At 39.5% G+C, this 12716-nt stretch carries 11 protein-coding genes; 9 read left to right on the top strand and 2 right to left on the bottom strand.

The genetic code is table 11. The features are described 5' to 3' along the window. A partial coding sequence (locus JHD79_RS22715) for a hypothetical protein (protein ID WP_233164567.1) occupies positions 1-204 on the bottom strand: 204 nt, incomplete at its 3' end. 27 nt (positions 205-231) lie between these two features. Between JHD79_RS22715 and JHD79_RS04725 the strand changes: the two genes are divergently transcribed. The 4 genes from JHD79_RS04725 to JHD79_RS04710 all read left to right on the top strand — a co-directional run bounded on the left by JHD79_RS04725 (position 232) and on the right by JHD79_RS04710 (position 5125). After that, the gene (locus tag JHD79_RS04725) at positions 232-1353 is read left to right on the top strand and encodes an ABC transporter permease (RefSeq protein ID WP_199118049.1); all 1122 of its coding nucleotides are present in this window, start codon (positions 232-234) and stop codon (positions 1351-1353) included. A 178-nt stretch (positions 1354-1531) separates the two neighbouring features. Continuing rightward, complete coding sequence (gene mgtA / locus JHD79_RS04720; RefSeq protein ID WP_199118048.1) at positions 1532-4069, top strand: magnesium-translocating P-type ATPase; 2538 nt, start codon at positions 1532-1534, stop codon at positions 4067-4069. Positions 4070-4212: 143 nt separating this feature from the next. Beyond that, positions 4213-4641, top strand: coding sequence for an Hsp20/alpha crystallin family protein (locus tag JHD79_RS04715; RefSeq protein ID WP_199118047.1), 429 nt, complete (start codon positions 4213-4215; stop codon positions 4639-4641). Positions 4642-4705: 64 nt separating this feature from the next. Then, a complete protein-coding gene (locus tag JHD79_RS04710; RefSeq protein WP_199118046.1) occupies positions 4706-5125 on the top strand; it encodes a hypothetical protein in 420 nt (139 codons plus the stop codon). Between the two features lie 70 nt (positions 5126-5195). Here JHD79_RS04710 and JHD79_RS04705 read toward each other — a convergent pair whose 3' ends face one another. Next, positions 5196-6059: a DMT family transporter gene (locus JHD79_RS04705; RefSeq protein WP_199118045.1), complete on the bottom strand. Its 864-nt coding sequence runs from the start codon at positions 6057-6059 to the stop codon at positions 5196-5198. Positions 6060-6352: 293 nt separating this feature from the next. Here JHD79_RS04705 and JHD79_RS04700 point away from each other — a divergent pair, with 293 nt between their 5' ends. The 5 genes from JHD79_RS04700 to JHD79_RS04680 all read left to right on the top strand — a co-directional run bounded on the left by JHD79_RS04700 (position 6353) and on the right by JHD79_RS04680 (position 12698). Next, entirely contained in the window at positions 6353-7687 is a 1335-nt protein-coding gene (locus JHD79_RS04700; RefSeq protein WP_199118044.1) for a sigma-54 dependent transcriptional regulator, read from the top strand. A gap of 248 nt (positions 7688-7935) precedes the next feature. After that, on the top strand, positions 7936-8013 hold the full coding sequence (locus JHD79_RS04695) for a potassium-transporting ATPase subunit F (protein ID WP_199118057.1): 78 nt from the start codon (positions 7936-7938) through the stop codon (positions 8011-8013). A gap of 74 nt (positions 8014-8087) precedes the next feature. Next, positions 8088-9806 carry a potassium-transporting ATPase subunit KdpA gene (kdpA, locus tag JHD79_RS04690; protein ID WP_199118043.1) on the top strand — a complete coding sequence of 573 codons (1719 nt, stop codon included), beginning with the start codon at positions 8088-8090 and terminating at the stop codon, positions 9804-9806. Positions 9807-10019: 213 nt separating this feature from the next. Next, the gene (gene kdpB / locus JHD79_RS04685) at positions 10020-12050 is read left to right on the top strand and encodes a potassium-transporting ATPase subunit KdpB (protein WP_199118042.1); all 2031 of its coding nucleotides are present in this window, start codon (positions 10020-10022) and stop codon (positions 12048-12050) included. Between the two features lie 84 nt (positions 12051-12134). Further along, complete coding sequence (locus JHD79_RS04680) at positions 12135-12698, top strand: K(+)-transporting ATPase subunit C (RefSeq protein WP_199118041.1); 564 nt, start codon at positions 12135-12137, stop codon at positions 12696-12698. The last annotated feature ends 18 nt before the right edge of the window (positions 12699-12716 follow it).

Raw genomic sequence — 12716 nt, 5'->3', positions numbered from 1 at the left:
TTTTTCCCAAGACTCTCCATTACGCATTAGTATACTGTCTAACACTTTTCCTATTTTGGCATAATCATATTGCAAGCTCGTTTTGTCATGATCCTTTGTTGTTTTGTTTAAGAATGCAGCCGTAATGATAAAAGGACTTGGCTTTGCGGCGGTTTGGAAAGAAACCCTTATTCTGGTTGGCATGACGGGAGCCCTATTGGGCATCAGTATTCATCAATTTAAAATCAGGTTATGAGAATTTTAAAGTTTTTGCTCAAAAAAGAACTGTTGCAGATATTTCGTGACCCCGCAATTTTTAGAATATTGTTTATCATGCCTATGGTTCAGCTCTTGATACTCCCTCTAGCGGCAGATTATGAGATCAAGAATATAAATCTAGGTGTGGTTGACCATGACCGATCCGTTTATTCTCGTATGATGATCGATAAGATTATATCCTCTGGTTATTTTAAGCTAAAAGATTACAGTACCACCTACACCCAGGGATTAAAGGCAATAGAACAAGATAAAACCGATCTGTTAATTGAAATTCCTGCACAGTTTCAGCGTAGGTTGGTCAAGGAAAATGCAGCAGATCTATTAATATCGGTCAATGCAATTAATGGAGTTAAGGCGGGTCTGGGAGCCGCCTATATTCAGGGCATATTACAAGACTACAATCAACAGATCAGGATGAAATGGATACAAAATCCAAAGCTTAATCCACAGCCTGTAATAGAAGTAACTTCGTCTAATTGGTATAACCCCAATATGAATTACCGTTTGTTTATGGTTCCTGGTATATTGGTGATGTTGGTAACCATGATAGGATCTTCATTTGCCGCAAATAATATTGTGAGGGAGAAGGAAATGGGAACGATAGAACAGATCAATGTAAGCCCTATAAAGAAAACCCAGTTTATTATAGGAAAACTTGTTCCTTTTTGGCTGTTGGCCATATCTGTTTTAACCATGGGGCTAATTTTGGCCAGGCTGGTGTATGGTATTATACCTTTAGGGCATTATAGTACCATCTATATTTTTGCCACTATATATCTCATAGCCATATTAGGTTTAGGGCTATTGCTTTCTACTTATGCCCAAACGCAACAACAATCTATGTTGGTCTCTTTTTTTGTGACCATGATTTTTAACCTGTTAAGCGGATTGTACACCCCAATAGAAAGTATGCCGGAATGGGCACAAGTCATTACCAAATTTAATCCGGTATCTTATTTTATAGAAGTAATGCGTATGGTGATGTTAAAAGGTAGTGGTCTTGCCGACATTAAGTACCATATTTTTTCGATGCTTTGTTTTGCAGTATTTTTTAATGGATGGGCTATTCTAAACTATCGCAAGAGATCGGGTTAGTTGTATTTTAATGGTAGTCAGTGATATATGATTTCATGGGCCATGCATCTAAGTAATATTCGTTATATGGTTTATTGAATTTTTTTGATGAACTTTAATAGGAATTAATGCCTCATCTTACTTGATGATGGAAGTACTTTAACCAAGTTGTTCTACACACAACTGTAAATGATGAAACATGAAAAAAGTACCTACCCCCGCAATGCAAAAATTTTGGCATCTAAGTCAGCAGGAAGCTTTGTCCATGCTATCTGTAGATTTAAAAGGCCTGGACACAGAACAAGTGGCAGACCGTACCAAACAATATGGACCAAATACCATAAAAGATCAGCGCTCTACATCTGGAATTTTACTGTTTCTGCTCCAGTTTAAAAGTCCGGTAACCTTATTGCTGATCGGGGCTGCAATATTATCTGCTTTTTTAGGCGATGTTGCAGACATGATCATTATCTTGATCATAGTAATCATCAGCAGCATTTTAGGTTTTTGGCAAGAGCGTGGTGCAGCAAATGCGGTAAGGGAATTACTTAAAATGGTTCAGATACGATGTACGGTAGTAAGAGCAGGTAAACCTGTTGAATTACCTATCGAAGCAGTGGTGCCGGGAGATGTAGTGCTGCTCACTGCAGGAGATATTGTGCCGGGCGACGCTTTACTGTTGGACTCGCAGGAACTATTTGTAGATGAAGCAGCATTTACGGGTGAAACCTATCCAGTAGAAAAAAATTGTGAGGTATTGCCCCCCAATACACCTTTGTCAAAAAGAAGCAATTCCCTGTTTATGGGATCCCATATCATTAGTGGTAAGGCAACCGCATTGATTATTCATACGGCCAAAGAAACGGAGTTTGGAAAAATTTCTGCACAATTGCAAACGCGCATACCCGAAACCGACTTTGAAAGAGGCATCAAGAGGTTTGGCTATATGTTAATGGAAATTACGCTTATACTGGTGATCATCATTTTTGCCCTTAATGTATTATTACATAAGCCCGTATTGGATTCTTTCTTGTTTTCGTTGGCCCTTGCGGTTGGGCTAACGCCCCAGTTACTGCCAGCGATAGTTAGCGTTAACTTGGCAAAAGGGGCAAAGCGTATGGCCAATCAGCAGGTCATCGTAAAACGTTTGTCCTCTATTGAAAATTTGGGCAGTATGAACATTTTATGCTCTGATAAGACGGGTACGATTACCGATGGAAAAGTAAATCTAAAGGGCACCTTAAGTGCAGACGGTATACATAGTGAAAAAGTAAGCCAATATGCTTGGCTTAATGCCTCGCTGCAACAAGGGTTTCATAACCCAATAGATGAAGCCATATGCCTAGGTTATAAAGGTGAAAAAGGCACTTTTAAGGTTCAGGCAGAAGTGCCTTATGATTTTATTAGGAAACGGCTCACTATACAGGTAAATGGTGAAGAAGGAAATCTGGTTATTTCTAAGGGGGCACTGAACAGCATTTTGTCGGTTTGTTCACAGGTAGAGCTGTCCAATGGTGCATTGGAAGATATAGAAAAACATCGGATTGAGTTGTTGAAGCTGTATGAAGAGTTCAGTAATTCGGGTTTTCGTACTTTGGGACTGGCCTATAAAAAAGGAGATAAAAATCATGATTTTGATAGGGGCGATGAAAAGGAAATGATATTCTTGGGCTTTATTACACTTTTTGATCCACCTAAGGCCAACGTGTCTGCAACCATTGCCCAGCTTGGCCAACTTGGCGTAAGCCTTAAAATTATTACGGGAGACAATGCCTTGGTGGCCAAAAGCTTGGCGCTTCAAGTAGGACTTAAGGAACCTGTGATCCTCACCGGAGCTGCCATACAAAAGATGAGCAATGCTGCCTTAATGCACAAGGCCGTATTGACCGATATTTTTGCCGAAGTAGAACCCAATCAGAAGGAAAGGATTATCGTAGTACTGAAAAAGGCAGGTCACGTCGTTGGATTTATTGGAGATGGCATTAATGATGCCCCGGCACTCCACACGGCTGATGTAGGTATTTCTGTAGATACTGCTGTAGATGTCGCCAAACAGGCGGCTGATATTGTGCTGTTGAGCCATGGACTGGATGTGCTTATTAAAGGTGTTGTTGAGGGACGTAAAACTTTTACCAATACCATGAAATATATTTTTATGGCCACCAGTGCAAACTTTGGAAATATGTTTAGCATGGCAGGTGCTTCTTTGTTTCTGTCTTTTTTGCCCTTACTGCCCAAACAGATCTTATTAACCAACCTGTTGACCGATTTTCCGGAGATGACCATTGCTACAGACCGTGTAGATGAAATAAATATTCAGGCACCGCAACGTTGGGACTTGAGTTTCATTAAGCGCTTTATGATCATTTTTGGCCTCTTAAGTTCTGTATTTGATTATTTAACCTTTTATGTGCTGTTATATATACTACATGCCGATGAAAAGGTATTTCAGACAGGTTGGTTTACCGAATCGGTTATCTCAGCGACACTTATTGTGTTGGTGGTACGAACACGCTTGCCATTTTTTAAAAGCTTGCCAGGTAAATATCTTGCTTTGGCTACTATCTTAATATTGGCTGTGGTATTGGTGCTACCTTATACACCAGCTGCCTCTTGGTTTGGCTTTATACATTTACCGTTTTCTTTTTATCTCTATATGTTGCTAATTGTTGCTGCTTATATTATGTCTGCAGAGCTGTTGAAACATTGGTTTTATAAAAAGATGTTCAAAAGCTAGCATAGGGTAATAAACAATTTGATACTAAGCTTGGGCAGGCAGAATAGGTGGAAATGACAACGGTCAACACAATGCTTAACCGCCATCATTTTACAGATATAACATTAGATTTAATTTTGAGTTGTTGAATTAAAATAATGATCATGAAAAATTTAGTGAAATCGAATGGTTTTTTATCTCTACGGTCGGTGATGGAAGATATTTTTAATACCGATGTCTTTAACAGGCCTTTTGCGGGCAGTGAATTGATACCGGCAGTTAACATACGTGATGAGGAAGATAGTTATAAAATAGAGGTTGCAGCTCCAGGATTTAAAAAAGGAGATTTTAAGATTACAACCGAAAACGGAACGTTGACCATTAGTGCAGAGACCAGTAGTGAGCATAATGAAGAAAATAAAAATTACACAAGGAAAGAATTTTCCAGTTCTTCATTCTCCAGAAGTTTTAGCCTGCCAGATAATCTTGAGGAAGAGCACATGAAAGCGAGCTATGAAGATGGTTTGCTCAAGATAAACCTTAAGAAATCTTTTAAAAAAGGAAAAGATAAAAAAGAGATCGATATCGAATAACCCTTAGGCTGTTCAGGAATCCAGATTTTATTTTTGAGCAGCTTCTAAGTTAAAATATATAACCATGAAAGCACCAGTAAACTTGTCCGCACGTTCACTGCAATATTATCTTATTGCCAAAAATTGGATTTCAGATCTTGAATTTTTTAAGATCGAAGCTACTTTTTTTCACCATTTATTGGATGATTATTTTGTGAGGCTGTCCGCTCCTGTCTTTATTGATAAATTAAAACTAATGGAAAATAGATTGATTGATCTCGAGGAAGAAAGACATCAGGCAGATAAACAGATCAGCGAGCAGATCACTCAGCTGGAATTAATGGCAGAAGATATTGTTCCCGAAAATTCGGAAAGTCTGGAAACCAAACAAATTCATCTGGAAAATTCAATGAAAGAGCTAACCATCGCTTATCGTAGTATGAAAAAAGATCTTTTTGTGATTGTAGAAGAAGTAATCAGAGATGATACATTTTTTGAATCGTAGCTGCATCACACTGTGATATGCCGAATAGGGTTTAGCATAGTGAAGTACATTTGGTAATGAGGTATTTCCGTTAATCAATTGCACTGACTTTCTTGTTGCTCCAAGCAGCACCAGTACTGGCTATTACCACCAATGCAATAGCGGTCCATTCAAAAAAAGAAAGGTGTTCATGAAGAAATAGGAGTCCACAAAGAGCAGCTACTGCAGGTTCTAAGCTCATGAGTATACTAAAGGTACGTGCCGGAATATGCTTTAGTGCGTTCATTTCCAGGGTAAAGGGAATGGCACTCGACAGCAGCGCCAAAGCTAGGCCCAACCCTAGTAAAGCGGGACTTAGATTGACCAGGGTACCGCTAAAAAGTGCAAAGGGTAACACCACTAAAGTAGCAACGAGCATGCCAACACTTACGGCAGCTCCTCCATCCATGATTTTGGAAATACGACCACCAAGTATAATATAGGCTGCCCAGAAACCTCCGGCTAAGAGCGCAAGCAATGCGCCCCATAAATCTATGCTATTTCTGTCCCAAGGTGCAATTAGGGCAATGCCTATGGCAGCTAACAATACCCATACAAAGTCGATGGCACGTTTAGAACCCAATACAGCCAGTAATAAAGGGCCAATAAATTCTAATGTAACGGCCAAGCCCAAGGGAATGCGGGAAAGTGCAAGATAAAAGGTAGCATTCATAGCTCCTAAGGCAATGCCATAGGGAATTACCGCCTTCCATTGTGCTCGGGTAATGCTTTTAAAGGAAGGTCTGTTGAACAGAACCAGGATAATGGAAGATAGCCCAATGCGGAGGGCGGCGGTACTGGCAGCGCCTAATAATGGGAAAATGCCTTTGGCAATGGCTGCCCCCCCTTGCACACTGATAATGGCCATAAGTACGGAAGGAACAGGAGGTATATTTTTGAGGGGTTTGTTTTTCATGTAAAAAGCTAAGCAATTCGACAAATTTAAGGTTTTTATTTTTAGCACAGAACCGTTGGTCTAGCTTATACCGTATAATATCCATAGCCTATATCTTTTCAAAAAGGATTAATCAGATAGTTGAAAAATGCATTAAGCTAAGTTGATAAACATTTGGTATAAGGTCACACATGGGGAAGAGAAATGATCTTTCATTAACGAAATCTGTTTATGTGATTAAATAATACTTATTCAATAGTTCTCCTATAATTTGCAATCGTAATGTTTATTATTGTACCGTTAAATTCATTCACATGGGGGCAACTATTCTCATCATTGATGATGAAATAAAAATCAGAAGTTTATTGGCAAGGATTATTGAACTTGAAGGTTTTATAGTACTTCAGGCCGAAAATGCCAGAGAAGGGTTGAAAATGCTGAATAACCATGAGGTGATTGTGGTGTTGAGTGATATCAAACTGCCCGATGCCAATGGTGTAGAGCTAGTCAAACAGCTAAAAATGGTCAAGCCCTATGTTGAAATTATCAACTTGACTGCCTATGGAAATATAGCCGATGCCGTTTTGGCGATTAAAAATGGTGCTTTCGATTACCTGACCAAAGGTGACGACAATGAAAAGATCATTCCTTTGATTTATAAAGCCCTTGCAAAGGCAGAATTACAGCATAAAGTTTATGAGCTGGAACAGAAAGTAGCCAAAAGATATAGTTTTAAGCATATTTTAGGGCATAGCAAACCTATTAAAGAGGCTATAGAACTGGCACAAAAAGTATCCATGACGGCTACTACTGTACTGTTATTGGGTGAAACGGGCACTGGAAAGGAAGTTTTTGCGCAGGCCATCCATTATGAAAGCCCAAGAAAAATGAAGCCCTTTGTGGCTTTGAACTGCAGTGGTTTTAGCCCCGAATTGTTGGAAAGTGAACTTTTTGGTTATAAGGCTGGAGCATTTACGGGAGCCAACAAAGATAAAAAGGGCCTAATTGAAGAAGCTAATGGAGGTACCCTGTTCTTAGACGAAATAGGAGAAATGAATTTGGACCTTCAGGCCAAATTATTACGGGTACTGGAAAACCAATCTTTTATTAAATTGGGGGCAACCGTTACCCATCAGGTAGATGTTCGCATCATTGCAGCCACCAATAGAAATCTGAAAGTCCAGACCGATAATGGAAATTTTCGCCTTGATCTCTATTACCGACTATCTGTTTTTACCATTTATCTTCCCTCATTGAGGGAAAGAAAGGCAGATATTCCCTTATTGGCCAACTATTATTTAAAAGAGTTCGCAGGAAAGGTCAATCGGCCCTATTTGAAAATGAACGACCAACTGTTAGGTATTTTACAAAAGCACAGTTGGAAGGGAAATATTCGGGAACTTAAGAATGTAATGGAACGTTTGGCAATTCTCACCAATGGAGAAATTGTTGATACCAGTCAATTACCTGCTGAGTTTTTCATAGATGAAGTTTCTGCAAATGCTTTTGACCTGCAAACCATAGAGAAACAACACATCCAAAAAGTATTGGCCCATACCAAAGGTAATAAAACAGAAACCGCTAGGTTATTAAACATTGGCCTGACCACCTTATACAGGAAACTGGAAGAATACCAGATTGCCAATTAGCGTATCAGATCTTATCATTTTGATAAAAACCCTTCCATTTTGGAAGGGTTTTTTTGTGCTTTAAATTTTGTGATTTTATTTAAGTTGTTGATAATTATATTGTTGTATTTGTTTTTTTTGCATGGCATATGAATTGGTACAAGGTGCAAAAACAATTTATATGAATACTATTTTCTTATTGCTCACCTTAATTGCCATGTGCTGGATCCTATACCGATCTATCGACTGGTTTGAAAAAATTTAACCCGATGACTGCCTTATTTATCATTTCGATTGCTGTATTCCTATATATGGTTTACGTACTCATTAAACCCGAAAAATTTTAAAAACGTAGAAAAGTAGAAGCGCAGGTAGGATATCGCCAAAGTCGCTATAGCTATTTCTAATTACTAATCAAAAAATGAACACAGAATTATTGGGCATTGTTGCCACATTCCTACTTACATTGCTTATTGCCATTCCGCTGGGGAAATACCTGGCAAAAGTATTTGCAGGAGAAAAAGTTTGGACAGATTTTTTAAATCCATTAGAAGCGGGGATTTTCAAACTTTCTGGCATTAGGCCAAAAGAAGAAATGAACTGGAAACAACATTTGAAAGCATTGTTGACCATCAATATGCTTTGGTTGGTGTATGGTTTTTTTATGTTGATCTACCAGGATCGATTGCCCTTAAACCCCGATGGTAATCCTGGAATGTCAGCAGATCTTTCATTCAATACCATTATTAGTTTTGTGGTGAACTGTAACCTTCAGCACTATTCTGGAGAAAGTGGGGTAAGCTATTTCTCGCAGCATTTCATATTAATGTTTTTGCAGTTTGTAAGTTGTGCCACAGGTATAGCTGCTGCTGTTGTATTGTTTAAGGCATTCAGAGATAGAACTACCGAAAAGTTGGGGAATTTTTGGAATTTCTTTGTAAAGTCAATTACCCGTTTGTTATTGCCCTTGTCCATTTTTATGGCCTTAATTTTGGCTTTTAATGGAACTACAACCAGTTATGAAGGTAAAGACCAATTTATTTCTTTGGAGGGAGATACCGTACAGGTATCGAGAGGCCCAGCGGCAGCTTTTATCGCCATTAAACATTTAGGTACCAATGGAGGTGGTTGGTTTGGGGCCAACTCTACCCATCCGCTTGAAAATCCTAACTATGTGACCAATATGGTAGAGTTGATTGCACAGGTCATTATCCCTATGGCTATGGTAATTGCTTTCGGGATTTTTATCAGAAGAAGAAAGCTAAGTTGGATTATATTTTCAGTAATGACCATTGGAATGTTCTTATTGCTCATTCCCACCATAAGCTCAGAATTGGGAGGGAACCCTGCCATTGCCAAAATGGGCATTTCGCAAGCCAGCGGAGCTATGGAAGGCAAAGAAGTTCGCTTCGGACCTGCCATATCGGCATATTGGAGCACCGTAACCACTATTATTTCCACCGGATCGGTAAATAGCATGCATGACAGTACCATGCCATTAACTGGTGTTTGGTTGCTTTTGGGCATGATGGTCAACTCCTTTTTTGGGGGCTGTGGAGTAGGTATACTTAATTATTTTGTCTACCTGATCATTGCAGTATTCATATCCGGTTTAATGGTGGGGCGTACCCCCGAATTTCTGGGGCATAAACTCGAAGCTAGAGAAGTTAAGATCGCGGCCATTATAACTTTGTTAAGTCCATTACTAATATTGGGTGGTACAGCCTTGTCTGCTTATACCTTTATGCATTATGGCCAGGCCAATTGGACCGTACAGCCACAGCACTGGTTAAATAATACCGGATTTCACGGCTTTTCAGAAATGCTTTATGAAATGACCTCTTCCAATGCCAATAACGGCTCTGGTTTTGAAGGCTTGGCTGATAATAATATGTTCTGGAATGTAGCGACTGGTATCGTATTAATGTTTGGCCGTTTTCTGCCAATTATCGGTCCAATTGCTATCGCAGGTCTTTTGGCAAAGAAAAAATATATTCCAGAAACTGCGGGAACATTGAGAACAGACACGTTAACCTTTGGCATTATGACCTTGGCCGTAATTGTGGTGCTCAACGCACTTTCCTATTTTCCGGTATTGGCACTAGGGCCTTTGGCAGAATACTTTACCATGATAAAATAGAGGTAGCCATGTCATGTTTTAATGGTCATGTATCCTTACAAAACAAAGTTTATACTTAATTATTTTTTGATGAAGTAAGCATGAGCATACTCCTCATAAACAGCAATGAACATGTGTTCATGCTAACTCCATTACGGTCAAAAAACAAACCGAGCTTGCGAGCTCATTAATACCATTAAAAACAATAGATACACAATTAATAATCATATACTGATGAAACCTAGTCATAAATTATTCGAACGTACCTTGGTACAAACTGCTTTAAAGCAATCGTTCATCAAACTTGATCCGCGTAAAATGGTGAGAAACCCCGTAATGTTTACGGTAGAGATAGGTACGTTGATCATGGCTTATGTAACCGTTTATTCCATTACTCACCATGGTCAGGGATCAGCACTCTATAATTTTTTTATCTTTTTCGTTCTTTTTCTTACGGTGTTGTTTGCCAATTTTGCAGAGGCTATTGCCGAAGCCCGGGGAAAGGCACAGGCAGACAGTTTACGCAAAACCAGAGAGGAAACCCCAGCAAAACTATTATTGGGTAATGGCGAATATGAAATTCGTTCTTCAAGCCTATTAAAAAAAGGGGATATATTCATTTGCGAAACAGGTGATTTAATTGCTACAGATGGGGAGATCATAGAAGGTATTGCCACTATAGACGAATCAGCCATTACTGGCGAGTCGGCACCTGTTATCAGAGAATCAGGTGGAGATAAATCATCGGTTACTGGTGGTACAAAAGTGCTTTCAGATCGGATTAAAGTAAGGGTGACTACACAACCTGGAGAGAGTTTTCTTGATAAGATGATTGCCTTGGTAGAAGGGGCGTCACGCCAAAAAACACCAAATGAAATTGCACTGATTATACTTTTGGCGAGCTTCACCCTGGTGTTTATCATGGTTTGCGTAACCCTAAAGCCCTTTGCTGATTATGCCAATACACCCATTACCATTGCTGCGTTAATCTCACTTTTCGTGTGCTTAATTCCAACAACCATAGGTGGTTTATTGAGTGCTATTGGCATTGCCGGAATGGATCGTGCCCTGAGGGCCAATGTCATTACCAAATCGGGCAAAGCGGTAGAAACAGCTGGAGATATTGATGTTTTGTTATTGGACAAGACAGGTACCATAACCATTGGTAATCGTAAAGCCACCCAATTTTATGCAGGTAACGGAGTTGAAGAAGCTCATTTTGTTAACGCTTGTGTTTTAGCTTCTTTGGCAGATGAAACACCTGAAGGAAAGTCTATTGTTGAACTGGCTGAAGCCATAAATACCAACAACAGAATAACTATACCAGAAGGAAGTACTTTTATGAGTTTTACGGCAGAAACACGGTCTAGTGGTATCGATACAGAAAATGGTCGTCGCATTAGGAAAGGTGCTTTTGATGCAATTAAAAAAATGGTGGAAAACGCAGGCCATCAGTTTCCTAATGAAATAGAAGAACATGTAAAACAAATTTCTTCTAAGGGAGGGACTCCTTTGGTGCTTGCAGAAAATGAGACTGCCCTTGGGGTGATCGAATTACAGGATATCATTAAGCCGGGAATTAGCGAACGCTTTGAGCGCTTACGTAAAATGGGCGTGAAAACCGTTATGGTAACGGGAGATAACCCGCTTACAGCTAAATATATTGCCGAAAAAGCAGGTGTTGATGACTTCATTGCAGAAGCTAGGCCTGAAGATAAGATGAATTATATTAAAGCAGAACAGGCTCAGGGCAAATTGGTGGCAATGATGGGCGATGGAACCAATGATGCACCTGCTTTGGCACAGGCTGATGTTGGTGTGGCCATGAATAGTGGTACGCAGGCTGCTAAAGAAGCGGGAAATATGGTAGACCTCGATAACGATCCTACCAAACTGATCGAGATTGTGGAGATCGGCAAACAATTGCTGATTACACGAGGTACACTGACTACTTTTTCCATTGCCAATGATGTGGCCAAATATTTCGCGATTGTTCCCGCATTATTTATTGCTTCCATTCCGGCTTTGCAGTACCTCAATATCATGGGCTTGAATAGCCCTGAAAGCGCCATTCTATCAGCTGTGATCTTTAATGCCATCATCATCCCCATATTAATTCCGTTGGCTTTAAAAGGAGTAGCCTATAAACCAATTGGAGCTACGGCATTATTGCGCAGAAACTTACTGGTATATGGTCTTGGGGGGCTTATTGCTCCTTTTATAGGCATTAAGTTAATTGATCTATTGATAGGGCTATTCATTTAAAACATAAGAATATGAGCTTTGATCTCTATGATCGAGGAGTTTCATATAGCTAACGTTACACAAATCATTAATTATCATATTACAATGAAAAAATATCTTGTTCAGTCCATTCGCCTCACTTTGGTGTTGACTGTTTTATTAAGTATTATTTATCCTTTAGGTATTGCCTTGATGGGCAAATTAAGCAAAGGTAATGGCGAGGGAGAAAAGGTTTACAAAAATGGAAGAGTAGTGGGTTACGCTTTGATAGGGCAATCGTTTAAAAAGCCTGAATACTTTTGGGGACGGCCTTCGGCTGTAGGTTACAATGCTGCAGGATCAGCAGGATCCAATAAAGGGCCATCTAATACCGAGTACCTGAAAGAAGTATCCAATAGGATAGATACGCTTTTAAAATATAATCCAAGTCTAGATAGGACGGCTATTCCCGCTGATATGGTTACTGCATCTGGTAGTGGCCTAGATCCTGATATTTCAGTACAGGGGGCAAAAATACAGATCAAAAGAATTGCTGCTTACCGTAACATAGAAGAAAAGAAAATAGCTGAACTGGTGACGCTACATACAAAAGGACCATTGCTCGGACTTTTCGGACCTTCTACTATTAACGTGCTACGACTTAACCTGGCTTTGGATGAAATAAAGTAGTTGCTGCTTATGCACTCT

Origin of the sequence: Pedobacter sp. ASV28 (assembly GCF_016428855.1) — a bacterium.
Classification (GTDB): Bacteria; Bacteroidota; Bacteroidia; order Sphingobacteriales; family Sphingobacteriaceae; genus Pedobacter.
The sequence above is the reverse complement of the archived record's forward strand: the minus strand, read 5'-3'. Positions and strand labels throughout refer to the sequence as shown.